The 24,466-nt window shown below is 39.2% G+C and carries 22 protein-coding genes; 9 read left to right on the forward strand and 13 right to left on the reverse strand.

The features are described 5' to 3' along the window. Positions 1 to 21: 21 nt before the first annotated feature. The 6 genes from brnQ to P4V41_RS01950 all read right to left on the reverse strand — a co-directional run bounded on the left by brnQ (position 22) and on the right by P4V41_RS01950 (position 4,862). Positions 22 to 1,335 (reverse strand): branched-chain amino acid transport system II carrier protein, encoded by a 1,314-nt coding sequence (brnQ, locus tag P4V41_RS01925; RefSeq protein WP_328083170.1) that lies wholly within the window; start codon positions 1,333 to 1,335, stop codon positions 22 to 24. A gap of 193 nt (positions 1,336 to 1,528) precedes the next feature. Further along, positions 1,529 to 2,071, reverse strand: coding sequence for a YhcN/YlaJ family sporulation lipoprotein (locus tag P4V41_RS01930; RefSeq protein ID WP_328083171.1), 543 nt, complete (start codon positions 2,069 to 2,071; stop codon positions 1,529 to 1,531). 126 nt (positions 2,072 to 2,197) lie between these two features. Continuing rightward, complete coding sequence (locus tag P4V41_RS01935; protein WP_328083172.1) at positions 2,198 to 2,812, reverse strand: DedA family protein; 615 nt, start codon at positions 2,810 to 2,812, stop codon at positions 2,198 to 2,200. Positions 2,813 to 2,916: 104 nt separating this feature from the next. Next, positions 2,917 to 3,456, reverse strand: coding sequence for a GNAT family N-acetyltransferase (locus P4V41_RS01940; protein ID WP_328083173.1), 540 nt, complete (start codon positions 3,454 to 3,456; stop codon positions 2,917 to 2,919). Positions 3,457 to 3,479: 23 nt separating this feature from the next. Next, positions 3,480 to 4,394: a Nif3-like dinuclear metal center hexameric protein gene (locus P4V41_RS01945; RefSeq protein ID WP_328083174.1), complete on the reverse strand. Its 915-nt coding sequence runs from the start codon at positions 4,392 to 4,394 to the stop codon at positions 3,480 to 3,482. Positions 4,395 to 4,442: 48 nt separating this feature from the next. Next, a complete protein-coding gene (locus P4V41_RS01950; RefSeq protein ID WP_328083175.1) occupies positions 4,443 to 4,862 on the reverse strand; it encodes a GNAT family N-acetyltransferase in 420 nt (139 codons plus the stop codon). A gap of 72 nt (positions 4,863 to 4,934) precedes the next feature. Between P4V41_RS01950 and P4V41_RS01955 the strand changes: the two genes are divergently transcribed. Continuing rightward, on the forward strand, positions 4,935 to 5,246 hold the full coding sequence (locus tag P4V41_RS01955; protein ID WP_328083176.1) for an MTH1187 family thiamine-binding protein: 312 nt from the start codon (positions 4,935 to 4,937) through the stop codon (positions 5,244 to 5,246). Between the two features lie 298 nt (positions 5,247 to 5,544). Here the strand turns inward: P4V41_RS01955 and P4V41_RS01960 are convergent, their stop codons facing one another. Both P4V41_RS01960 and P4V41_RS01965 read right to left on the reverse strand, forming a co-directional pair. Further along, positions 5,545 to 7,110: a flotillin family protein gene (locus tag P4V41_RS01960; RefSeq protein ID WP_197129465.1), complete on the reverse strand. Its 1,566-nt coding sequence runs from the start codon at positions 7,108 to 7,110 to the stop codon at positions 5,545 to 5,547. A 15-nt stretch (positions 7,111 to 7,125) separates the two neighbouring features. Then, a complete protein-coding gene (locus P4V41_RS01965) occupies positions 7,126 to 7,659 on the reverse strand; it encodes an NfeD family protein (RefSeq protein ID WP_328083177.1) in 534 nt (177 codons plus the stop codon). A 231-nt stretch (positions 7,660 to 7,890) separates the two neighbouring features. On the opposite strand from P4V41_RS01965, the gene P4V41_RS01970 reads away from it, so the two are divergent. Continuing rightward, positions 7,891 to 8,571, forward strand: a complete 681-nt coding sequence (locus tag P4V41_RS01970; RefSeq protein WP_328083178.1) for a DNA alkylation repair protein — start codon at positions 7,891 to 7,893, stop codon at positions 8,569 to 8,571. A 12-nt stretch (positions 8,572 to 8,583) separates the two neighbouring features. Here P4V41_RS01970 and P4V41_RS01975 read toward each other — a convergent pair whose 3' ends face one another. Then, positions 8,584 to 9,339 (reverse strand): STAS domain-containing protein, encoded by a 756-nt coding sequence (locus P4V41_RS01975; RefSeq protein WP_328083179.1) that lies wholly within the window; start codon positions 9,337 to 9,339, stop codon positions 8,584 to 8,586. A gap of 208 nt (positions 9,340 to 9,547) precedes the next feature. Here P4V41_RS01975 and P4V41_RS01980 point away from each other — a divergent pair, with 208 nt between their 5' ends. The 3 genes from P4V41_RS01980 to thrB are packed head-to-tail and all read left to right on the forward strand — an operon-like array spanning position 9,548 to position 12,815. After that, on the forward strand, positions 9,548 to 10,840 hold the full coding sequence (locus P4V41_RS01980; protein WP_328083180.1) for a homoserine dehydrogenase: 1,293 nt from the start codon (positions 9,548 to 9,550) through the stop codon (positions 10,838 to 10,840). A 1-nt stretch (position 10,841) separates the two neighbouring features. Continuing rightward, positions 10,842 to 11,900 (forward strand): threonine synthase, encoded by a 1,059-nt coding sequence (gene thrC / locus P4V41_RS01985; RefSeq protein WP_328083181.1) that lies wholly within the window; start codon positions 10,842 to 10,844, stop codon positions 11,898 to 11,900. Further along, a complete protein-coding gene (gene thrB / locus P4V41_RS01990; protein ID WP_328083182.1) occupies positions 11,901 to 12,815 on the forward strand; it encodes a homoserine kinase in 915 nt (304 codons plus the stop codon). A 50-nt stretch (positions 12,816 to 12,865) separates the two neighbouring features. Here thrB and P4V41_RS01995 read toward each other — a convergent pair whose 3' ends face one another. The 3 genes from P4V41_RS01995 to P4V41_RS02005 all read right to left on the reverse strand — a co-directional run bounded on the left by P4V41_RS01995 (position 12,866) and on the right by P4V41_RS02005 (position 16,816). Next, entirely contained in the window at positions 12,866 to 14,041 is a 1,176-nt protein-coding gene (locus P4V41_RS01995) for a glycosyl hydrolase family 18 protein (protein ID WP_328083183.1), read from the reverse strand. Between the two features lie 399 nt (positions 14,042 to 14,440). Further along, positions 14,441 to 15,676, reverse strand: a complete 1,236-nt coding sequence (locus tag P4V41_RS02000; RefSeq protein ID WP_328083184.1) for an aminopeptidase — start codon at positions 15,674 to 15,676, stop codon at positions 14,441 to 14,443. 249 nt (positions 15,677 to 15,925) lie between these two features. Beyond that, the gene (locus P4V41_RS02005) at positions 15,926 to 16,816 is read right to left on the reverse strand and encodes a GAF domain-containing protein (RefSeq protein WP_328083185.1); all 891 of its coding nucleotides are present in this window, start codon (positions 16,814 to 16,816) and stop codon (positions 15,926 to 15,928) included. Between the two features lie 200 nt (positions 16,817 to 17,016). Between P4V41_RS02005 and P4V41_RS02010 the strand changes: the two genes are divergently transcribed. The 4 genes from P4V41_RS02010 (at position 17,017) to P4V41_RS02025 (ending at position 21,019) form a co-directional block, all read left to right on the forward strand. Further along, positions 17,017 to 17,478 (forward strand): LytTR family DNA-binding domain-containing protein, encoded by a 462-nt coding sequence (locus P4V41_RS02010; protein ID WP_328083186.1) that lies wholly within the window; start codon positions 17,017 to 17,019, stop codon positions 17,476 to 17,478. Then, positions 17,475 to 17,879: a DUF3021 domain-containing protein gene (locus tag P4V41_RS02015; protein ID WP_328083187.1), complete on the forward strand. Its 405-nt coding sequence runs from the start codon at positions 17,475 to 17,477 to the stop codon at positions 17,877 to 17,879. The genes P4V41_RS02010 and P4V41_RS02015 overlap by 4 nt, the downstream gene beginning before the upstream one ends. A 288-nt stretch (positions 17,880 to 18,167) precedes the next feature. Then, entirely contained in the window at positions 18,168 to 20,552 is a 2,385-nt protein-coding gene (locus tag P4V41_RS02020) for an immune inhibitor A domain-containing protein (RefSeq protein ID WP_328083188.1), read from the forward strand. 80 nt (positions 20,553 to 20,632) lie between these two features. Next, positions 20,633 to 21,019 carry a hypothetical protein gene (locus tag P4V41_RS02025; protein WP_328083189.1) on the forward strand — a complete coding sequence of 129 codons (387 nt, stop codon included), beginning with the start codon at positions 20,633 to 20,635 and terminating at the stop codon, positions 21,017 to 21,019. Between the two features lie 319 nt (positions 21,020 to 21,338). On the opposite strand, the gene P4V41_RS02030 is transcribed toward P4V41_RS02025, so the two are convergent. Next, positions 21,339 to 24,461, reverse strand: coding sequence for an MMPL family transporter (locus tag P4V41_RS02030; protein ID WP_328083190.1), 3,123 nt, complete (start codon positions 24,459 to 24,461; stop codon positions 21,339 to 21,341). Between the last annotated feature and the right edge of the window lie 5 nt (positions 24,462 to 24,466).

The raw sequence follows: 24,466 nt of genomic DNA on the forward strand, positions 1-24,466 counted from the left end.
TCCTAAGGCATTCGTATTTGCTTAATTTGTAGAGAAGATAACGATTCTACCCCTTATTACCGCAATGATAAAACCTACAACTGATCCTATTACGGCTGGGATTAGCCACCCGATTCCATCTGCATAAAGAGGAATGTGCGAATAAATCTGTTCGATCGCACCCAGTTTAAGTCCAAAAGCTTTTAATCCATCTGCTATCGAGACCAGTGCAGTTGCGACGATTCCACCGATGTATACTTCCTTTCGCCCAGAGAACAAATCATGTAAGAAAGAAAGCAGAATCAAAACGATCGCAATCGGATAGATCGCTGTTAAAACAGGTACAGAAACTGAGATTAATTGTGTTAATCCTAAGTTTGCAACACCTGCACTAAAAACACTCATAATTAGTACAACTGTTTTATAAGAGACATTTGGGAACATTTTTTTTGCGAATTCACCACAAGCTGTTACAAGACCTACTGAAGTTGTCAGACAAGCTAGTGCTACAGCTAGACCAAGTAGTACGTTTCCGAATGGTCCAAACAACTCTGCTACAACATTCGTAAGGATCTGACCCCCATTGTCTGTTTGACCTAGCGCCTGACTTGTTGCTCCTAAATAAGCTAAGATGCCATAAACTGCAGCCAAACATGTAGCTGCGATCAAGCCTGCTTTAATAACCATTTTTGTCACTTGTTCTTTCTTCATTTCTGGTCGCTTCACTGCTGTGATGACTACGATACCAAATGCAAGTGCTCCTAGTGTATCCATCGTCAAATATCCATCCATAAACCCTTTAACTAAAGGATTGCTTGCATAATCAGGAGATGCAGTTCCTAGTTTTCCAACCGGTGTTATTACCGCTTTAACTAAAAGGGATACGATAATGAGCAATAATAACGGCGTTAAGATATTACCGATTCGGTCAACAAGCTTTGATGGATTTAACGAAAGCCAATACGTTATCACAAAGAATACAACAGTAAATAAGAAAAGCGTCAGACCATTGTTCATACTTTCTGGTAAGAAAGGTACGACTGCCATTTCATAAGAAACAGTCCCTGTTCTTGGAATTCCGAAGAACGGTCCTATGGCTAAATAAAGGATGATCGCGAAAACAGAACCAAATAACGGATTAACTCGTTCCGTTAAGGTTTGGAGACCACCACCTGTACGTGCTAATGCAATTACCCCTAATAAAGGTAATCCAACACCTGTTATGAAAAAGCCAATCATGGACTGCCAGACCATTTCACCTGCTGACTGACCCAATGCTGGGGGAAAGATTAAATTTCCTGCTCCAAAAAATAAAGCAAATAACATTAAGCCCACCGAGAGCGTCCGCTTCTGCATATTAAATTCCTCCTCCGTGGTCATCTATATGATTTCGTTTTTATTGTATTTATCGAATTTTGTCGAAATATTTTTTTATCCATATGTATTTGTAACACGATATGAGATTGGAGTCAATATTCAGATATAATGAATTTTCTAACAAATGTTTTCGTAAGGAAAGGACTGAGAAATACTCAGCCCTTTCACTCATTTAACGATTCGTTGGGAACACACGCTTAATCGTATCGTTAAACTCTTTTACAAAACCTGAAACAGGATTTCCTTTGTTGATCTCGTCTGCATATCCGTTCATACGATCGATGAAGTCAGGGTTCGTTGAAACAAAGACATCATTGATATCAGGATCTGTTTTTCGAACCGTATCCCCAATTTTCTTTTCTGTTTCTCTAGACAGCTTCATGCTCTCGCCGCCTTTAAGCTTTGCAGCTACATAAGCATTGTTCTCTGTAACGATAACAGTTGCATCTTCGACTTCTTTAAGGTCTGTTACTTTATTTGCCGCTTTATCTGCTACATCCATACGAGTATTTTCGTCGTACTGATTATCCATACCCATATCCATGTTATTATTCATGTTATCCATATTGCGGTCAGCACGATTGTCGTAGTTTACTTCAGTCATGTTGTTACGCGCTTCTTTCCCCATGTCCTTGTCGTTATTGTTCATTCCACAAGCACCTAGAAACGACGATAGCATTACCGCCATTGAGGTAACGAGAATAGTCTTTTTCATTAAATGACACTCCTTTTAAAAATTTTTGACTGTCATCTAATAAAATTTGTTTGTTGAAGAGAAAATATACATAAAAATGATTTAAACTCAGACATAAAAAAAGCCTTCCAGCATTGGAAGACATTATTATTTAAACCAGCCATTCGAATAGGAACCTTTATTTTTCGGCTTGAAGATGATCCACGCAACAACACTAAGGATTACGATTGTAAATGCGAACAGTCCAACCTTATGGATCACTTCCATGACTAAAGCCCATCGACCTGCAAGCTGATAGCCGATTAACATAAAGAATGAACACCAGAATATGGCACCACTATAAGCGTATAGTGCAAATTGTCTCCAATTTAATGAATACATTCCAGCAAAGTAAGCGGTAAGGTGTCTGATTCCTGGCATAAAGTAACCGAAAAACAAGGCTGATTTTCCATACTTCAAAAAGAAATTCTGTGTTTTATCTATCTTTTCCTCAGAAACCCCTAATTTTGGCCCTATCTTTTTTAATAAAGGTTTACCACAGAGGTTTCCAAAATAATAACTACCAGTAATACCTGTTATCGCTCCTAAAAAAGCACTCATTACAGCAGGTATAGCTGGAAGATCTCCTGCAAAAATGAAGTATCCTACAGTGGCTAAAAGGATCTCATCCGGAATAGGCAACCCGATAATACCTAATGCCAATAATAAAAAGATACCAAAGTAGCTATATTGATGTATGATATTTACCAAGTCAAATTCCATGACGTCACCAACTTCTTTTTTTACACCTTCTACCATTGTAACGATAAATTGGGTGATTTGGAAAGAAGGAAATACATTTAAGTAATATACAGGTATATTAATTACTATGTATTTAGGTTGCCTGATTCTTTACTCGTTGTAAGTATAAACTTTATATCATCCCATGCATAGCAATCTTCTAACAGTTGCTGCTTTCCTACCATGATCTTTTCTTCATCTATCTTTTTCCCACCTAAAGAAATATATGCTTGTTTTGATGGATTATCTTTTAACACCCACACGATCATACTCTTCTTACCTAATGTTAGAAGTTCTTCCGAGAACCTTTTAAGCATTCTTGTTCCATATCCTTTTTGTTGCACTTCTTTTAATAAATAAAAAGCATACACTTCACTCTCATATTGATGTTGTGACCTGATAGGACCTCCAGAAATAAACCCACAAAGATGATTCTCATCTTCTAACACAAGGACAATGTGTGATTTCTGGACCAACCATTCACTCCACCTTTGTTCTCTTTCCTTAACTGACATCTGAGATAGATAATTGTTATCTACTAGACCTCTATATGATTGCTGCCAGCTTTTCACATGTACCTTCGCTATTTCTGCTGCATCTGTTACATGGGCAAGTCTTATATTCATGTTTATCCCTCAATTCTTTGTGATCATACCCACCATTTACTTTGAGGCAAAAGCGTTACAGGCAGTTGAAACTTCTCTTCAAACCAAGATTTCAACTGTGTGGCATGTACTAGATATTCAGAAGCAGAATGCGATACTCCGATTAAGCTCATTGTTGTTTGAGCTATGTAACTTTTCATCTGTTCATACTTCTTTTTACCATAATCATTATCGATGTGACAGTGTACCTCTCCTGTTAAATAAGCTTCTGCTCCCATCTTTTCTGCCTCTATCATCGCTTCTACTTTATCACCGCACCCCGCTACAATCGCAATCTTCGTTATGTGTTTATGGATTGGACCATGGACATCTGCATAAGGAATTCCGAACATTTCGGTTGAACGATGAATCAAGTCCTGTGTGGAAGTTGGAGACACTTCGCAAAGGATGCCGCATGCACCTTTGTCATCACTCAATAGCTCTCCAATCACTGTTGCATTCAATGCTTCGCCCCATGCATCACTCGTGCTGATCACGCGTGAATAATCGAGTGGTACATGAAGCGTAAACACAGATAAACGTTTCTTCTTCATCTGTTGAATAAAATGAGAAGGGATCGGCAAAAAGCCTCTACCCCATTTCCCTTTTGGATCTCCGCATTCCATAACAATCGGGTGATGCATAAATAAAAGATCACCAGGACTACTTTCAGAAATGAATCTCATTAAAATTTCGTCTGTAGGAAAAACAGCTAAAAATACACGCTTGACCTCTTGAGCACCTTTAAGCATGAGTCCGTTGAACAGTTTTGTAAACTCGGGTTCAAACGTATGGCGCCAATCAAAATTTATGGGGTCGTACACCATCGGAATATATCTACTGAAGGCTGGATCTGTTCCAATTTTTCTATATGTAAAAAGTTCATCGATCGCTGAATCTATTCTGTCTAGTTTCACCATCTTGTTTTCTTCCTTTCTTTAAAAAGAAAATATTTGTTGAACGCACCTTTAGTTACAACGTTTAAAATAAATAATCTCTGGATCACCTTCATCTAAGTTATCTACAAAACCACTCTTTTTAAATTGGTTCTTGAGAAATACCTTTTTCATAGATTCATTTGATTCATTTGTGGAAGAAAATAATTTGGTTGTGGGTGAAACCTCAGTCATGTGCGTTAACAAACTACTTGCTAGTCCTTTTCTTTGATGTTCAGGGTCAACCATGATGAGAGAAATAAAACAGCAATCAAAGAAATGAGTGTGATAGATTAAAAATGCAGCGATTTTCTCTTCCTGATACATGATGAAGCACCTTTCCTCCTTTATCGCCTGATTGATCTCTTCTTTCCTATGATCACTTCCTATCATTTTTTTATCTAACTCTATTATTTTATAGAGATCGTGTTTCTTCGCATTATGTATTTCCATGTGTATCATCCTTTTGTTTGTCATTACGTTTGGGTTTGCTACAATAAAGAAAAAAGTTGAGGTGTTCTATTCATGGCTATTGTAGATATTACGATCATCCCGATCGGTACTGAAACTCCGAGTGTTAGTGAATATGTAGCTGAAATACAAAAAGTTCTTCAGCAAAACAAAGATAAAGTAAATTACCAACTTACTCCGATGAGTACACTGATTGAAGGCGAACTTCCTGATCTCTTTCAAGTGATTCAGCAGCTTCATGAAGTACCATTTTCAAAAGGCATTCAGCGAGTAGCAACAAACATTCGCATTGATGACCGCCGCGATAAAAAATCCACGATGTCCGGAAAGCTAGAAGCTGTCGAGGCTCGGATGAATACGGAGTAACTGTTGAATCGGCTGGTATATGGCAAATCTTCGTGAGCGAGCATAAATCTTCGCGAACGAGCATAAATCTCCGCGAACTAGCATAAATCTTCGCGAACGAGCATAAATCTTCGCGAGCGAGCATAAATCTCCGCGAACGAGCATAATTCTCCGTGAACGAGCATAAATCTTCGCGAGCGAGCATAAATCTTCGTGAACGAGCATAAATTCCGCTCACCGTCTCCTTAGCAACCATATTTACAAAAAAGCTTACTCTCACAAGGCTATTCGCCTCACCCAGAGTAAGCTTTTTCTTTATTTATTCACCCTTTGATGCTTTTACTTCAGCTTTTTCCTTTGTTGCCACTGCATTTGGCTCTTTTTTAGCAAATTCGATGCGAAGATCGTCGATGCTGTTGCGAACATTCCCTTTACCAGAGAAATTTTCTAACAGTTCTTTTACATCAATGCCGGATGAAGCCTTTAAAGATTCTTGAAGTGAGGACATTAAGTTTGTCGCATAGCCTGTGATGCGGTTTGCTCCACCATTTTCACCGCCACCTGTATCCACGACTGTAATTTTATCGATGTTAGAAAGTGGTGCTGCCACTTGCTTCGCATATTCTGGAAGCATCTTGATCATCATATCCATCATCGCAGCTTGACCGTACAATTCGAATGCTTCTGCGATCTTTTGTTTAGCTTCAGCCTCAGCAAGACCTTTCAGACGAATAACATCTGCTTCGGACTCCCCTTTTGCACGTTCCGCTTCTGCTCTTGAAAGACCGTCTAGGCGTACTTTCTCAGCTTCGGCTTTTGCCATAGCTTCAACACGATACTTATGAGCATCTGCCTCAGCGACCTGTTTACGTTTGTCTGCTTCTGCGTTTTGTTCAACCGCATAACGGTCTGCGTCGGCTTTCTTCTTCACTTCTGAGTCGTATTGCTTTTCACGACGCAGAATCTCTTTTTCTTCAAGCTCGATTTGCTTTTGACGCTCGATGATCTTAATCTGCATCTGTTGCTCTGTTACTTGCTGTTTTGCGATCGCTTCTTCTAGATGATATGCCTGATCAGCACGAGCTTTAGCAACATCTTGCTCGCGGCGGAACTCAGCCACTTTCAACTGATTCATTTTTTCAGCTTCCGCTACTTCTGTCGCGCGGCCTAACTCAGACTGCTTCGCTTCCTTATCTGCTTCAGCACGTTTGATACGCGTTTCTTTTTCAGCTTCTGCCATCGCCATGTCAGCGTCACGCTTGATCTGTGCGATACGAGGCTTACCAAGAGAATCTAGGTATCCATTTTTATCACGAAGATCTTTGATCGTAAATGATACGATGATCAATCCCATTTTAGCTAGATCTTGAGAAGCTACACGTTGAACTTCCTGCGAGAATTTTTCACGATTCTTATAGATCTCTTCAACCGTCATCGATCCTAAAATAGAACGTAAATGCCCTTCAAGAACTTCACGTGCTTCATTCTCACGATCTTCCTTCAACTTACCTAGGAACTGTTCAGCTGCAGTTGCAATTTCACCGATTGAGCTTCCTACTTTAATGATTGCTGTTCCGTCAGCCATAACGGGAACACCTTGCTCTGTATATACTTCTGGGGTTTGCACATCTAACTTACTTGTTAATAAACTAAGCGGCTTTGCTTGTTGAAAGACAGGAAGTACGAACGTACCGCCACCGCGAACGATCTTGATACGATTACCCGCTTCATCAATATTAACGTTCTTGCTTCCTAAGAAGCTTCCCGTTACGATCAATGCTTCATCTGGGCTCGCCGTTCTATACTTTGTAATAAAAACACTAATAAGAGCAACGACTAAGAATACGGCAACCCCGATAACGATAAACAATGGTGAAAAACTCATAATAACCCCTCCAGTTTAATGAATATATGTTTGTTCCACTTGCTCATAACGCATAACAGATACAACACCTTTTTGGATGTCGATGATCAACACTTTTTCTCCTTGAGAAATTGGTTTGTTATCCATGCTAATCGCTGATTTTGAAATCCTTCCGCTGATGCCTTCGATTAAGATCTCTCCAAACCCATCTGTCGGAACCGAAGTTAGTACGGTGCCCACTCTTCCTTTAAGATCTTCATCTCGATAAGCTAATGATTCTTCTGATGAACGGATCGGCATCAGGACGAAAACGTTTAGTAGAGTCACGAGTAACAGCGAAAGTAAACCACTGAATACCATGATGAACCAGCTGTTAATCTCCGTCATGATCTCTAACAAATAGCCAGAAGCCGTCCCGATTGTAAAAAAGGATAAGATAAGCGATGGATGCAAAAAGTCCAAAGCTGCATCAAGCATGTCACCAAAAAGGATGTACACGAAAGTGATGCATCCAAAAACGATAAAGCTTCCTAAATAGATCGTAGACAGCGGATATCCGAATAGCTCCATGGTCTTCTCTCCTGTCTTCATATACTTTTTGTTGAAAAACTTTTAATCACCACGCCCTTATGTCGAATTTGATATAACTTTAACAAAGTGAAACAAAAAAGATTGTGGAATTTTGTCGACAATAACTAATTTCCAATATTGGTTTTATATAGATATTTACGAGGGTTACAGAAAAAAGTTTCAGTTACTTAACAATATTTTGTATAATTTTGTTAAAAGGAGTGAAATCCCATGTATGAAGAAAAATTGTGGCAGTTTTTAAACAGACAAGCTAATCAAGAAGATGCAGAACCAATGAAAAAGTATATGCGTGATCAGTTCGAATTTTTCGGAATTCGTTCTCCCATTTTGAAACAAAGTATGAAGGATTTTTTAAAGGAGTATGGATTGCCTTCAAAAGAAGAACTACCTTCACTTATTAAAGAAGCTTGGTCTAGGCCGGAACGAGAAATGCAATATGCGACGTTTACAATTATTGAAAAGTTAAAGAAGCAGATGACAAAAGAGGATATAGAATGGATCGAGTATACCATCGTGAATAAAAGCTGGTGGGATACGGTTGATCATATTGCTAAACATATCGCTGGGTATTATTTAATGAAGTTTCCAGAAGAGATTGAACACGTTACAAAACGTTGGATCGAATCAAAAAATCTCTGGCTTATGCGATCGGCAATCCTATTTCAACTAGGATATAAGGACAAAACTGATAAAGAGCTTTTAGCAAAAATTATTAAGGATACAAAGTACGATCAAGATTTCTTTATTCGAAAAGGCATTGGATGGGCGTTAAGAGAATATGCCTACACAGACGCCGATTGGGTATGGGAATTCGTACATAACGAGGAGTTAAGCCCACTTTCCTATAAAGAGGCAATTAAAAATATTAAAAAGACAAAGCAGCCCCACTAAACGGCTGCTTCTTTATTTTTGTTGTTTTGAAACAACATAACGAATAGCATATCGAAAAGAGACAAATGAAAGTTGATTCGTATGCACACCAAGAGAGACCATATCTTTGACCATCTCTTTTGGAAAACCGCAGTATAATACATCTGCTCCCATCAATTTTATCGCATCTGTAAGCTTTTGAATCTCATGTTCCAGCTCAGAATCTGTAATGGATGTTACACCTGAAAAGTCTAAGATGACATAATCTGCTCCATTGTTTAAACATTCCTTTAATAGCTTTGTAGTCAACGTCTCGAGTCTCTCGAGTGTTAGCTCTCCAATCAGCGGCACTAACAGCGTATGGTCTGCGATTGTTTGAAGAATAGGTGTTGCTAGTTCATTAAGAAGTTCTTTTGTTCTTTCTCTTTCTTGTTCGCGCTCTGTTATATCTTTCCACGTTAACAGAAATCCCCGGTTTTGGTTCTGCACGATTAGTTCTTTCACAATCAACCTTGCAACAAATCTATTAAAGAGAATTATCTGCATTTCAATCGGAAACTCACCTTTTTTCAACAGATCCTCTTGAAAAGAGCTCTTATGAAAACTACCAATATGTAAACCAAGAATGTCCTCTGCAGTTTCTATTTTAAGGTATGTCTTCATCATTTCTATTAATTTCTTGCTGTTATTATTCATCCATGAAATGTGAAGGTCTTGATCTATATAAAAGATATTCTCTTCTAAACAATTCAGTGTATCCTTAACCGATTCTTCTAACTCATAAGCCATAAGAAGCGCTCCCTTTTTTTACAGTCCTGTTCCTATCATATCCGAGATTATCCTATTACTCTATAAAAAAGACTAGAGATGCACACTGAATGTAAGCGCTATCTAAATCTTTACAAAGAATCCTGTTGTATGATGTTCCAACTCCATGTAAAATGTCCGTATCAAACATACATGTGTACTTTCCAAAAATACAAAAGGGGCGGATAAAATGGTTACTCACGTTTCAGTAGGACTTTTAGGATTAGGAACTGTCGGCAGTGGTGTTGTTAGAATGATTGAAGGAAATCGCGAAGAATTGCAGCACCGAGTTGGATGCCCTGTTTTTATTGAAAAGATACTCGTTCAGAATGTAGAAAAAGAACGCCTTGTCTCCATTAACAATGATTGGTTAACGCAGCATCCTGAGGATGTTATTCAAAATCCAAATATACAAGTCGTGATAGAAGTAATGGGTGGTATTGAATTAGCACGTGAATATATCACACTTGCTCTTCAAAATAAAAAGCATGTGATTACGGCGAACAAAGATTTGATGGCCCTATATGGTGCAGAGCTCCTGCAAGTGGCACATGAGAATGAATGTGATCTATTTTATGAAGCAAGTGTTGCAGGAGGTATCCCTATTATTCGTTCACTCGTTGATGGGCTAGCTTCAGACAAAATTACGAAAATGATGGGCATCGTCAATGGAACAACAAATTATATTCTTACAAAAATGGATAAACAACAGCGCAATTATGAGGAAGTACTAAAAGAAGCTCAAGACCTAGGGTACGCAGAAGCAGACCCCACATCAGATGTAGAAGGGATTGATGCAGCGAGAAAAATGGCGATTCTCTCTACACTCGGATTCTCCATGCACATCAATCTAGATGATGTAGCTGTGTCGGGAATATCAAAAGTTACACAAGAGGACCTTGAATATGCTCGTCAGTTCGGTTATACGCTGAAACTGATCGGAAATGCAAAAAAGGATAACGGAAAAGTGGAGATCAGTGTTGAGCCTACTCTCCTACCTGACTCTCATCCGCTAGCAAGTGTTCAAAATGAATACAATGCAGTCTATGTGTACGGTGAGTCTGTGGGAGAAACCATGTTCTTCGGTCCAGGTGCCGGACAGCTCCCGACTGCTACGTCAGTTGTTTCAGATTTAGTAGCTGTTGTTAAAAACATGCGACTTGGAGTAAACGGGAAAAGCGTTGTTGCTCCACAGTTTGATAAACAATTAAAACAGCCGAACGAGATCGACGGAAAATTCTTTTACCGCTTGTACGTAAAAGATGAGGCAGGTGCTTTCTCTTCGATCACTTCACTGTTTGCACTGCACAACATCTCACTTGAAAAATTGATTCAAAGCCCTGTTGATCATAAAGGGGTAGCAGAAATTGTAATCGTAACACACGGGACGAACAAGCAACAAGACAGCCACGTCTACAACCTGCTTCGTGACTCTGAAGTGGTACAAGAAATTAAAAGTCACTATCGTGTGGAGGGAGCTTAACATGCATTGGAAAGGACTACTACATCAATATAAAGAATATTTGCCAGTTAACGAGTCTACTCCCCTTCTATCTTTAAACGAAGGGCATACTCCACTTATTCCTCTAACACATCTATCAAAGGAATGGGGCATCAACCTTTATGCGAAGTACGAAGGAGCGAATCCTACAGGCTCTTTTAAAGATAGAGGGATGGTCATGGCTGTAGCAAAAGCGAAAGAAGAAGGCAGCAGAGCGATCATTTGTGCATCTACAGGAAATACATCTGCTGCAGCTGCAGCTTATGGCGCAAGAGCTGGCCTCAGATGTATCGTTGTCATTCCTGACGGTAAAATCGCTCAAGGAAAACTAGCTCAAGCAAAAATGTATGGCGCAGAGATTTTTGCCTTAGAAGGAAATTTTGATGAAGCTCTTCAGATGGTACGGAAAATGAGTGAAGAAGAAGACTTCACACTTGTTAACTCTGTAAATCCATATCGTCTTGAAGGACAAAAAACAGCTGCTTTCGAATTGGTTGATGCGCTTGACGGAGCACCTGATATTCTAGCTATACCGGTCGGAAACGCCGGTAATATAAGTGCCTATTGGAAAGGGTTCAAAGAGTATGATGCGGTTAAATCCTCTGGTCTCCCCCGCATTCATGGGTTTCAAGCAGCAGGTGCAGCCCCTATCGTAAACGGATCTATTGTAAAAAAACCTGAAACGATTGCAACTGCCATCCGAATCGGGAATCCTGCCAGCTGGAAGTTAGCTTCATCGGCATTAGAAGAATCGGGTGGAGTAATCGACTCTGTTACAGATGAAGAAATCTTAGAAGCGTATCAGATGCTCGCTTCCAAAGAAGGCGTTTTCGCAGAACCTGCTTCATGCAGTACGATTGCTGGATTGTATAAACAACACAAACAAGGACTGCTTCCAAACGGAGCTACCGTTGTCGCCGTTCTAACAGGAAACGGTCTTAAAGACCCTGATATCGCACTAAAAACAGTTTCACAAGAACCGATCGTCATTCCGAATGATTTTGATTCACTACGTCAACAACTAAAAGGATGTGTTGTATAAATGAAAGCAGAACCTTTTTCTATCCACGTTCCAGCAAGTACAGCCAACCTTGGTCCGGGATTTGATTCTGTTGGACTTGCGATAAACAGATACTTAACGGTTCACGTTCAACCGTTCGCTCCCCGTAAAACAACATTTCACGGAGAAGAACTTCAAGCATTCAATAAGGATGAAAACAACTTAATCATACAAGCTGCACATTTCACCGCAGGTTCTTTTCGAAAGAAATTGCCTCCGTGTCAGTTAGATGTGGTTAGTACGTTTCCAACATCTAAAGGGATGGGAAGTTCAGCATCTGCAATTGTGGCAGGAATCGAACTGGCGAACATTCTTTTAGATCTTGAACTTTCCAAGGAATCAAAATCTCTCCTTGCAAGCTCACTTGAAGAACATCCTGATAATGTAATTCCTGCCATCTTTGGTGGTCTTACTATTAGCTTTTACAATGGTCAAGTGGTAGAAACGGTTCATGTTCCTGATGTAGCAGTTGAGATGATCATTGCTATTCCTGATGGAGTTCTGCATACGAAACAATCAAGAGGCTCTCTGCCAAACCTTCTTCCCTTCAACAAAGCGGTTGAAGGCAGTGCGATCAGTAACGTGCTTGTTGCTGCTTTAATGAAGAACGATTGGAAGAAAGCAGCCGATATGATGAACCGCGATCTGTTTCACGAGCCGTTTCGTTCAAAATGGGTACCTTTATATACTGAACTAAAAGAAAAAGCGATTGAGCTCGGTGCATATGGTGCAGCTATAAGTGGTTCAGGACCATCCATCGTCTGTTTCACGCCTCACCAAAAAGCAGCAGCGATCACACAACAACTGACTGCACTGTTTCCTCAGTACCACTTTGAAACGGTTTTTCCAGATCGAAGAGGTGTTGTTGTCGAAAAATGTTTGTCTGCCGCTCTATAACTTAAACAAGCAAAAGGATTAAGCATCGAAAATGCTTAATCCTTTTTGTCTTATTTGTGCACAACGTTAAATTGGTCTCTAAGTAGTGTCCAGTTCTCAGGAAAAGGTTCTCCAAGCACCCAATAAGCAAGACCTCTTAATTTATACTTCTTCACAAGTTGATTCTTTGCTTCTGCACTTTGTTCGTTCTCAAACCATACAACGTGCTCTTTACCGTTATCATCTTTGTAATTAAAGAACGGCGCTTGAGACTCGTTATCATATTTTACTGTAGCATCTTCTTTTAGTGCCAAGTCATGTGCTTCAGCAGGCGCTACGCGTTTTGCAAATTTATTTCCTTTCTTATAAGGAAGTGTCCAATCGTATCCGTATAACGGTGCACCCATCACAATTTTTTCTGGAGGAATGACTGAAGTTGCATACTTCACTACTTTCTCTACTTGTGGTACAGGTGCAACAGCCATTGGAGGTCCACCAGACCAGCCCCACTCATACGTCATTAGAACCACAAAGTCTGCTAGCTCTCCATGACGTTTATAATCATGTGCTCCATGCCACGGTCCTTTTTGTTCATCACTAGTTTTTGGAGCTAATGCAGTTGAAACTTTAAATCCTTCTTTTTGAACTTGTGGAATGATCGTTTCTAAAAAGCCGTTATAAAGCTCTCGATCTTTTTCTTTAATATGTTCAAAATCAATATTCAGTGCTTTATACCCTTTTTGTTTCATCGTGCTGATAACACTTCCAATCAGCGTTTTTGAAGCTGTTTTATCTGTGAAAATGTTATGTGCGATCTCAGGTGAAAAGTTCCCATCAATAAAGTTTGTTAACACCATCATCGGCATTGCTTTAGATTTCTTCACCTCTTGAAGCGCCGCATAATCCTTAATCGGCTTAAGTAATCCATCTTTATTTACTTGATAACTAAAAAACGCTACGTATGTTAGATCATTTACCGATTCTTGTACATCTTTTATGGATTGTTTCGCTTCGATTGGCTCTAAGAATCCTAAAGTCTCAATCTTCGTTTTACCATGATTCGTTTCGGCTTTTGAGATATCCACTTGTTTTTTCTGTGGCGAATTAATCTGTTCTAACCTTGGGCTATTTCGCGTTTCGTTACTCATGTTCTTTGGAGCGGCTTCGCTTTCCTTCATATTATTAGAGTTGCCACAGCCGCTAAGTACAATAATAAACGTCGCTAATAGCGCGACTATCTTTTTCATAAACAAACCTCCTTCATTTTCGTTATTTTTCCATGAAGAGGTTTGTCCTATTCTCTTTTTAAAAAATTGATAACCCGTACCTTCAACTCTGTTAGCTTCTTAGCTTTCATGAGTTACAAAAAAGCAACTACCTTGTGTCCTAAAGAGCGGCAATTACTACAAGATTGGTTTGCTTTTGAATGTTTACTTCCTATGCAAGTTGATTGGAGCGGAAGGTTGCCGACTCCTACGGGACGAGCGGTCAGGTGGAGACTCATAACGGCGCAAAGCGGCAGGAGGCTCACCGTTCGCCCCGTGGAAAGCGTGCAACCTGGAGCGGAAATCAACCACTTACAAACAGCGGCCATGTGTTCAAAAACAGATCAAAAAAAACTCCACCAGCGTGGAGTCTTTTAATCATTATATCGCCCAGTTTCCATTCTTAAATAACGGAATACGTTTCCCATCCTCATATTCAGCCTCAATTTCAAGATCAGCAGAACCGATCATAAAATCAGTGTGGCCGCGGCTGAAGTTTATTTCTTTTTCTTCCATTTGTTCTGGTGAAAGATTTCCTGCATCCTTCACTGACATCGTGATTGATGTTCCAATCGCTAGATGACAAGAAGCATTTTCATCATACAACGTGTTATTAAATGTGATTCCTGAGTTTGAGATCGGCGAATCGTGAGGAACTAATGCAACTTCCCCTAAATACCCCATTCCATCATCAATGCTAAGCAGTTGTTTCAACGTGTCGTACCCTTCCTCAGCCGTGAAATCAATCACTTTTCCATCCTTAAACGTTAAGCTGAAGTTATCAATAATATTACCCATCGCTGAAAGTGGTTTTGAGCTTGAAACTTTACCGTTCACACCATATTTTCTCGGTGTCGTGAACACTTCTTCCGTTGGCAAGTTCGGTATATAGTACGTTCCGAACGTTGAATGGTGACCTCCACCGATCCACGTGTGATCTGGATGAAGATCGATGCTTAGATCAGTACCTTCTGACTTATAATGAAGCGTTTTGAACTTCTGTTCGTTTAAGTAGTTCACTTTATCAGTCAGTGTTTTCACATGTTCGTCCCATGCTGCTACAGGATCATTCTGATCGACTCTTACGGTTTTAAATATCGCTTCCCATAATGCATCCACCGCTTCTTCATCGGTTTTATCAGGGAATACGCTCTTAGCCCAACCAATTGTAGGTGCACCTGCGATCGCCCAGTGCATATCTCCTCTTAATTGTCCGGCTGAAAAAGCTTGAAGTTTCTCACCGCGATTTTTTTGAACGAACATCATTCGCTCAGAAGGAACCCCTTTATATGCATTTGGATCATTCCCAGTAATCATCAAAAAGCAATCATGATTTTCCACAAGGCTGTTATATTTATCAATCTCCCAAGAAGGCAGATCGTTTTTAAGAACCTCTTCTTCTGCAAGAGTAAGGTGAATGCGGCTTGTTTGTGTATCAGTCCAATCGACCATCACTCGTTTACAACCGTTCTCGTACGCATGTTTAGTCACCTTACGCGTAAATTCTGCCGTTTCAATCGGCGAACTGATGAGCAATCTTTGTCCCTCTTTAAGACCTAATCCAACCTTTATCACTAATTCAGCGTATTGATCTAACTTCTCTTCAAACGACTTCATTATTTCCCCTCCGATTGGTAAATACATAAAAACGACTGATAAGTTTATATTATTACAATTATATAAAAAAATGAATATTATGACTACTGTTTTCTTTGATGACTATATTTATAGTTCACCTTGTATTACGTTGCGTGCTACCACCTTAGAAACTTCTATAGCATGTATGTAAAAAGAAAGCTCTTCTCTCACTCTTTGGAAAGCTCAGGCCAGAATCCAAAAACACCTGAAAATTTTAAAAAGAAAAGATCACATAACAGGTTGTGATCTTGAATGGTTATTTTCGTTTTTATTTAGACTGAATCCGATTTGCGTGAGTGCACTCTCTAAATTGTTCGTGATCATGATTCCTTTAAAATCTACATCTACATGTAGAGTGGTTAGCGCAAGATCAGGTCTGAATCCCGTTAGAATCGGAGTAACACCTATTAATCTTAACAACTTTACAATATTTAAAAGATATTCACTAACAGAATTATTAATTCGACTCACTCCTGAAAGATCAATAATCATATATTCAAGTTCTAAACTCATGCTGCTTTCAAGCGTGCTTTGAATGATGATTTCTGCTCGATATTCATTGATGTGACCAATGATTGGAAGAATCGCTACACCTTTTGTTAAAGGAACGATCGGCACTGAAAGTTCTTTTATCTCTTTATTTGCTTTATCCAACTCTAATACGTATGTCAATAAGGAGGACATCGTCTGAAAAAGCTCGATGTGTTGATCTGTAAATTCAAAGCTTTCAGTATCTAAACCACAGATGGTCCCATAATTTTCACCATCTTCATAATAGATCGGTATCGCAATAAAGCTTCCCCCACCTAAATCTGTTGTCACGTTCAAGTGCTTCGTTCGTTCGTTCTCCGTAATATCTTTAATTAAAAGGATTTCATTGCCTTGATCAACACTCACTTTACAAAACGTTTCCTGAAAAGGCATGGTTGTACCTTCTGAAATCAATACCTTGTCTTTATTAACTGCCTTTTTTATCTCATTTATTTGTTTATCGTTCTTTGCAATAAACAACGTATTAATGTTGATCAGTTTACTCATAAATTGAAGGATATTATCGGTAGCTTCTTCAAAGTTTTTAACCGATTTATTTTTAAGTGCTGATTTTAGATGAATAGACAAAGTGAATGACCAACCTTTCATTTCCAAAAATCTTATTATCTTTATTTCTGATGGTCCACCCATTTATTTACCCTTAGCTAAATGAAATAAACATTTAAGTAAAAAATTCACCATATTTAAACGTTATTCAAGTCATCTTATCCCATATTATGGTACTTGCGATTTGAGATATGAGATACTTCTATATGAGGTGATGCTATTTGGAAATTAAGATTAATATTGATTCAAAATATGAACAGCCAGTCATTACGATTCAAACGAATGAGATGACTACTGAGTTAGAAAGGGTTCTCCTTTGCCTTAAGAACAGTAAAACAAATCACGTAAGAATTTTTGGAACGGAGGAAGATCAAACGTTCATTTTACAACCATCAGAAATTGATTATTTTTATTCTGAAAACCGGAAAACTTTTGCGAGAACAAAACATACACAATATGAAGTAAACATGAATCTCACTACGTTAGAAAGTCATTTGACGAACCACTATTTTGCACGCTTCTCTAAATCAGTAGTTGGCAACGTGAATCAGATCAAACGGTTTGAGTTATCGTTTAACGGAAATCTGTGTGTGTATTTTCATTCTGGGAATCGGGAGTATGTGAGCAAAAAATATGTTAGAGCATTAAAAGAAAGTCTATTAAACGGAGGTACCAATGAATGATTGAAAATAAAAGATTTATCAATAATCTGGTGATCGGGTTAAGTTTTGGCGGGATAATATTTTTCATTGCTTTAACCAGTTACATGCTATTAGAAATTGAGATAACGCTAAAAGAACTATGGCTAAACTTTTTAGGCTCACTACTGGTTGGAATCTATTTTTCAACAGCATCTGTAATTTTCGATATTGAAAAGTGGAGCACCCTTAAACAAACGATTATCCACTTTTTAATTTCATTAGCATTCTTCTTCCCTGTTGCCATACTCGCAAAATGGGTGCCTATTGAACCTTCTCCACTCATAATTTGCTTCACGGGCTTTGTTATCATCTACAGCTTCATCTATTTAATCTTTTATATTCATTTTAAAAAAATCGAACGGCAACTAAACGATTTACTCTAAACTTTTTTAAAAGCTAAAAAAAAACAACTCTTTGAACGAGAGTTGTTTTTTTGTGTCTAAAGAACTATATGAAAACTCCTAAAATAAAACATTCTTCACCATTTTTTCAAATTAAAAATGTTAGAAAATAGTTCTTTAAATAGTAAATAATCCCTATTCTATATAAAAAACACGGGAGTTATCTCCTATTCTAGTAGTTGGGTTATCGTGGTAACATTTTGAATACACGGAATTATCCGACAATATATGTCGGTTTTCGGTAACTACTACGATTTAGGGGGAATCTTGGTGAAAAAAGGGAAATGGGTATCTGCTGCACTCGCTACAATGTTAAGTTGCTCTGCTTTTTCAAGTGTTGGTGCTGCACCAGCTAATGTATCATCCGATTTACCAGCACCACAACAACACGAAGATCACAAAGGACATAAGCACGGAGGCGGTCCTTTTGATTTAGGCATCGCGAACGATGAAAAATTGATTGAAATGCTGAAGAAACAAGGCGAAATCAGTAAAAATGCGTCTGAAGCAGATGCACAGAAAAAATTACAGCAATTTTTACACAAAAAACAAGAGAACGCATCTAAATTCTCTGAAGGTGCATTAGAAGACGAACATAGTGAAAAACGTAAAGAAATTAGAAAGAAGCATAAAAGAGAAGGACTTAAAAAAGACGGTAGAAAAGAAGATAAGATTAAAAACGTAAAAGAAGAAAAATGGAAAGGACAAAAGCGCGTAGATAACGTTCTTGTTCTTTTAGTAGAGTTTCCGGACTACCCTGCTACGAACATAACAAAAGAAGAAACAGACATGTTCTATGATGAATATACAAAAAAACATTATGAAGACTTAGTCTTTGGAAATAAAGGATATAAAGGACCGAATGGGGAAAAGTTGATCTCCATGAAGCAATATTATGAACAACAATCTGGCGGAAGCTATTCTGTAAAAGGTAGTGTTGGAGGATGGTATAAAGCTAAACATCCAGCTGCTTATTATGGAGGAAATGTTCCTACTCCAGATGGCAACGACAAAGACGCTCGTTCTCTAGTAAAAGAAGCATTAGAAGCAGCGGCAAAAGATCCTAACATTCATCTAGGAGATTATGACCAAGAAGATCGCTACGATCTAGATGGAGATGGCAATACACGTGAAGCTGATGGTTTAGTAGATCACCTCATGATCGTTCACTCAAGCGTTGGTGAAGAAGCTGGCGGAGGTGCACTTGCTGGTGACGCAATCTGGAGCCACCGTTGGAACCTAGGCTCACCTTTCCCAATTGCAGGCTCAGAGTCTGAAGTTGATTATTGGAACGGCATGATGGGAGCTTACGATTATACAGTTCAACCTGCTGATGGAGCAGCTGGTGTATTCTCTCATGAGTATGGCCATGACCTCGAACTTCCAGATGAGTACGATACACAATACTCTGGCCAAGGTGAGCCTGTTGCTTACTGGTCGATTATGTCTAGTGGAAGCTGGGCTGGTAAAGTTCCTGGGACTGAGCCAACTGGATTCAGTGCTTGGTCTAAAGAGTTCTTACAATCGTATATCGGCGGTAACTGGTTAAGTGGAGAAACGTTCGTTTACGAAGAGATCGATCGTAAAGGAATCGACGTTCTTCTTGATCAGGCAAACACGAAAGGCACGAACAACGATGCCGTCCGCGTTGACCTTCCACAAAAAGAAACAGTCGTTAACAAACCGTATAGCGGTGAATATCAATATTTCAGTGGTAGCGGAGATGACTTAGATAACTCATTAGTTACTTCTCTTGATCTTTCAAAAGCTTCAACTGCTACACTAAACTTTAAAACGTGGTATGACATTGAAACAGATTGGGATTATGCTTCTATTCAAGTAAAAGAAGAAGGAACGGATTGGGTAACTGTTAAAGGAAACCTGACTACGGATACGAATCCGCATGACCAAAACCCTGGCCATGGAATTACAGGAAGCACGAATGGTGAATGGGTAAACGGAGCGTTCAATCTATCTGCTTATGCTGGTAAGAAGATCGATCTGAAGTTCAACTATTGGACAGATGTAGCTGCAACAATGCCTGGATTCTTTGTAGATGACATTTCTGTAAACGTTGATGGAACTGAAGTATTGTTTGATAATGCTGAAGGAACGTCTACATTTAAACAAGAAGGCTTCACGAAGAACCAAGGTAAATTCTTTTCTGATCATTACTACTTATTAGAATGGAGAAATCACCAAGGTGTTGATGAAGGTCTTGCTCACATCGCTCGCGGTAAGAGCTTAATGTCTTATGATGGCGGACTTGTTGTTTGGTACGTGGATAACAGCTATTCTGACAACTGGACAGGTATCCACCCTGGAGATGGTTTCTTAGGCGTAGTCGATGCGAACCAAGAAACACTTAAATGGAGCGATGGTAAAGTAGCTTCAACTCGCTACCTAATTCACGACGCTGCGTTCAACACTGATAAAGGTAAACCGATGTTCTTAGATTACAAAGCAATCAATGGAACATCGCTTACAGATAACGCGATCCATCCAAACTCAGTTTTCAATGATAAAGATGACTACTCTAACCCTGGACTTCTTGACGCTGGAAGAAATGTTCCACAATACGGTCTGAAGTTCTCAGTTGAAGGAAAGAGTAAAGATAATTCTGTAGCGAAGATCAAGATCTCTCGTAAGAAATAAACATTATTAATAAACCCAACTGTGTACATGCAGTTGGGTTTTATTTTACTAGGGTAAACTGTTAATAAGGAGGGTATGAGATGAAAAAGTTTATACGCGTATTCTTAACGGTTTCTACATTAACTTTTCTTATGAGCTGCAGCTCACAAGAAAGTGATAATCTTCCTGGGAAAAACACAAAGGAATCAGAAGAAAAGGCTGAATCTGATCCAAAAGATTCCTCTGGTTCTAAATCTGCAGAACAAAACGAGGTGACTGCCATGATCGCGAATGATGAAAGAATTATTCAGATGCTTAAAGATAAAGGAGAGATTCCTGAGGATGCCACAACAGAAGAGATCAACAACGCTCTCCAAAAATATCTACAACAAAAAAAGCCAGGAAATCTAGAGGATGAGAAGGCTAAAAAGAAATACATTGAGGAATTGAAGCAAAAGATTCAAAAAGAAAGTAAGACAGCTGAATAATTGTATACAATGTGGTTACTTTGAAAGTATTTGATTTCCGTTGCAGATGCTCGCTTTCCGCGGGGCAGGCGGTGAGCCGCATTCGTAAGACCGTATAAGTGTCTCACCTGCTTACCTTTAGAGGTTCCTTGCTCCTGCGTCTACAAGTTAATACTTCTTAGTAAGCTTCCTCGTCGCATGCCTTGCAAGAAGTATCTCATGTGGCAGGCACGCACCTTCCACTACAATCAAAAAGTCAAAGAAGGAAATGAAAAAGACTTAAAAAAGATGGTTTAAAGTGTCTAGTCTTAGAGCACTTTAAAACCATCTTTTTTATTGCTTAGCTTCGTTTATACGGCCACCAGTTTGCTTCTCCAAAGTTCTTAACTAGAACTGGAATGAGTAACGGCAGAACGACAAATGCGTATAGAAGCAATCCTACTAAGATGATGGAAGCGATCTGCAATAATGAAAGCATTCCAGAAGGCATCATCGCAGCAAACGTTCCACCTAATATAATAACGGCGGAAATGATAACCGTCCCCATCTTTTTCATAGCAAGAAGCATCGCATCTGCAACCGTGAGATCTTTATATTCATTAAATCGATCCATTAAGAAGATGCTGTAATCAACGCCGAGCGCGACTAGGATGACGAATCCAAAGAACGGAACAGCCCAGCTAATTCCTGTGTATCCGAGTAAGTTTACATAGATGAATTCATTGATCCCCATTGACGTGTAATACGTTAAAATGAGTGAACCGATCAAGTATACAGGCATGATCAATGAACGGAACAAAAATACGAGAATGATTGAGATTCCTACTAGCATGAGCAGAACTGTTCTTGAAAAATCATTACTAGAAACAGTTTGTAAGTCTGCATTTGAGCTAGTGATTCCCCCAACTGCCACTTTTGCGTTCTCTAGCTCTGTTCCTTTTGTCACTCGATTGATCGCTTCTTTTATCTCAGCTACTTCATTTATAGACTCATTAGAATAAGGGTTGATTCCAAACACAACATCCATCGTCATCGTTTTGCGATCTTCTGATAGATAAGCATTCAGTGCCTGTTCAAAATCCTTGCTTTGAAGGACCTCTTCGGGCATATAAAAAGCACTCTTATCCTTTGTTTCAGCTAGTTTGTTCAAGTAATCTTGAGCAGAACCAAGACCATCTGAAACTTGATTTAACCCGTCAGCACTCTGATCTAAGCCAGTCGTTAATTGATTAAACTGGCCACCAAGATCTTCAAAACCTTTTAAAAGTTCCTGTTGGCCACTATTGATACCGTTTAAGCCGTTTGTTAACTTAGGCACATTATCAACGATCTGACCTTGACCGTCAGCAAGTTGCCCTAGGCCTGACTGAAGTTGATCTGTACCATCGATCACTTGCTGCAGTCCACCGATAATGCTTTGTTGATAGCCGTTAATCTCTTTAAAATTACCATTAGCTTGTTGAACACCTGATGAAATTTGATTCAATCCACCGTTTAATTGGTCCAATTTACTTTTAAGACCAGGCAATTGTGTTTGAGTTGCTTTCACTGTGTTCTTTATTTTTTGATACTCTGCATCGTTATCAGGTATTTCATAACGGTCTTCCAACGCTTGAAAGTCTTGATCTGTAATTGATGCCAATGCAGTATTCAAGCTTCCTAATCCTTGCCCTAGTTTTACGTAGTTTGATTGGATCGTTGATAGATTTGATCCTGCTCGATCATAACCCTGCTGAATCTTTTGATAACCAACTAAAAGTTCTTGTTGTTTAGATTTTATCTGTTGTAATCCCTTTTGTGCGTCAGCTGCTCCCATCGTTCCTTTTCGGATGCCATCCTCTATCTTCACCAGATTTTTTTGAATCTCAGTCAAACCAGATTGAGTAGCACTTGTGCCGTCGATAAGCTGCTGAATGCCGTCAGTCGCACCAGTCAGCTGTGGCTCAGATTTCGATAACTCTCCGCTCGCTTCCATAAGCCCACTGCTGATTTTATTAATCCCATCTTTTCCATCACCTAGGCCATCTTCTAAGCTTTCTGCCTGCTTGTAGACGAAGAAATCTTCAACAGGTTCGCCTGTAGGTCTAGAAACAGATCTTACTGAATCAACATGATTAACCTTTTCTAGTTCCTGACTAATCTTTTCAGCAAGCTCCATGTATGAAGTCGAGTCCATCTTTTCATCATTTTTTATAACAATGTTGGTTGGCATTGATTCTCCCGCTCCAAAGCTTTTTTCAATTACATTAAACGCTTGGATCGATGAAACATCCCCTGAGATTTCTTCTAATGAGTTAAACGATAGCTTTCCATCATACGTCACAAGAAACGGTACACATATGACCGCAACGAGTATGAGAGATAGCAGTGGACGCTTTAATGAAAAGTTCCCTGCAACGGCCCAAAGCTTGCTCTCGCCATGCTCTGCTTTTTTCTTAGATGGCCAAAAGATCTTCTGACCTAAAACCATCATGAAGAATGGAACGATCGTGAATAGAGCAACTAAAAGAATACCTACACCTACCGCGACGGCTGCTGCTGATTGATAGAGAATAAATTGAGAAAAACCAATCGCTGCAAATCCGATCATTACCGCCAAACCGCTAAAGAAAACGGTACGTCCAGCCTGACGATACGTTGCGATGATCGCTTCTGTTTTACTTTCTGTAAGCGATAATTCTTCTTTATATCGACTTAGCAAAAGAATACAATAATCCGTTCCGATTCCAAATAATACAGCGACTAAAAAGATCTGTGTATAGTTGGAGATTGGAAAATCAAACGAATCTACTAACATCGCCACGACTGATTGTGAAGCAAGATATGTCACACCAACAGTTAGCAATGGAATGAGTGGCGCAACAACGGATCTGAAAACTAAGAGCAACACGCCTAGAATGAAAACAACTGTAATTCCCTCTGTTTTCTTAAGACCTTCTTCAGAACTCTTAACAAGATCTTCGTTAATCATCCAGTTACTTGTGTAATAGTGATCGACTTTGTTGTCTTTAATCGTTTGATATAGAACTTCATTCACTTCACTTGGCTCTCGGTCATTCCAAGCTACTTTAATAGACGTTAAGATCGAGTTTCCATCTTTTGATACTAACTGTTTCTCAAGACTTTTCTCGTTAAAATGAGTTAGGATCTCCGTGATTCCTAGTTCTTCTTTATTCTTTTCAAGTTGGCGGATCGCACGCTCAACTTCTTTTTTATCTGCAGCACTAAGTCCCTTTTCATCTGTAAAGACCAGCGCTACCGTAGACTCATCTCCACCGCCTTCTTGTTCCTGGACTTCGCTCATAATGTCTGAGGCTAATGATGACGAATAGCCATCCGGTACATCGACTTGTCCTTTTTCTCGAACCAACTCTGCCATATTAGGTGCCGAGAGCATAAGAACGGCAACGACAGCGATCCATGCAACAAGCACAAGCCATTTTTGTTTTAAAATAAACCGCACGATTT

The organism is Fictibacillus nanhaiensis (genome assembly GCF_036213205.1).
In the GTDB taxonomy this organism is placed as follows: Bacteria; Bacillota; Bacilli; order Bacillales; family Fictibacillaceae; genus Fictibacillus; species Fictibacillus nanhaiensis_E.

Bases quoted from the DNA above. Each gene is read 5' to 3' on its own strand.
- brnQ (WP_328083170.1), bottom strand. From the start codon at position 1,335: ATGCAGAAGCGGACGCTCTCGGTGGGCTTAATGTTATTTGCTTTATTT.
- P4V41_RS01960 (WP_197129465.1), bottom strand. From the start codon at position 7,110: ATGAGTTTTTCACCATTGTTTATCGTTATCGGGGTTGCCGTATTCTTA.
- P4V41_RS02025 (WP_328083189.1), top strand. From the start codon at position 20,633: ATGAAAAAGTTTATACGCGTATTCTTAACGGTTTCTACATTAACTTTT.
- P4V41_RS01945 (WP_328083174.1), bottom strand. From the start codon at position 4,394: ATGGTGAAACTAGACAGAATAGATTCAGCGATCGATGAACTTTTTACA.
- P4V41_RS01970 (WP_328083178.1), top strand. From the start codon at position 7,891: ATGTATGAAGAAAAATTGTGGCAGTTTTTAAACAGACAAGCTAATCAA.
- P4V41_RS01930 (WP_328083171.1), bottom strand. From the start codon at position 2,071: ATGAAAAAGACTATTCTCGTTACCTCAATGGCGGTAATGCTATCGTCG.
- P4V41_RS01980 (WP_328083180.1), top strand. From the start codon at position 9,548: ATGGTTACTCACGTTTCAGTAGGACTTTTAGGATTAGGAACTGTCGGC.
- P4V41_RS02000 (WP_328083184.1), bottom strand. From the start codon at position 15,676: ATGAAGTCGTTTGAAGAGAAGTTAGATCAATACGCTGAATTAGTGATA.
- P4V41_RS01955 (WP_328083176.1), top strand. From the start codon at position 4,935: ATGGCTATTGTAGATATTACGATCATCCCGATCGGTACTGAAACTCCG.
- P4V41_RS01995 (WP_328083183.1), bottom strand. From the start codon at position 14,041: ATGAAAAAGATAGTCGCGCTATTAGCGACGTTTATTATTGTACTTAGC.
- thrC (WP_328083181.1), top strand. From the start codon at position 10,842: ATGCATTGGAAAGGACTACTACATCAATATAAAGAATATTTGCCAGTT.
- P4V41_RS01940 (WP_328083173.1), bottom strand. From the start codon at position 3,456: ATGAATATAAGACTTGCCCATGTAACAGATGCAGCAGAAATAGCGAAG.
- P4V41_RS01935 (WP_328083172.1), bottom strand. From the start codon at position 2,812: ATGGAATTTGACTTGGTAAATATCATACATCAATATAGCTACTTTGGT.
- P4V41_RS01965 (WP_328083177.1), bottom strand. From the start codon at position 7,659: ATGGAGCTATTCGGATATCCGCTGTCTACGATCTATTTAGGAAGCTTT.
- P4V41_RS01950 (WP_328083175.1), bottom strand. From the start codon at position 4,862: ATGGAAATACATAATGCGAAGAAACACGATCTCTATAAAATAATAGAG.
- P4V41_RS01975 (WP_328083179.1), bottom strand. From the start codon at position 9,339: ATGGCTTATGAGTTAGAAGAATCGGTTAAGGATACACTGAATTGTTTA.
- P4V41_RS02015 (WP_328083187.1), top strand. From the start codon at position 17,475: ATGATTGAAAATAAAAGATTTATCAATAATCTGGTGATCGGGTTAAGT.
- thrB (WP_328083182.1), top strand. From the start codon at position 11,901: ATGAAAGCAGAACCTTTTTCTATCCACGTTCCAGCAAGTACAGCCAAC.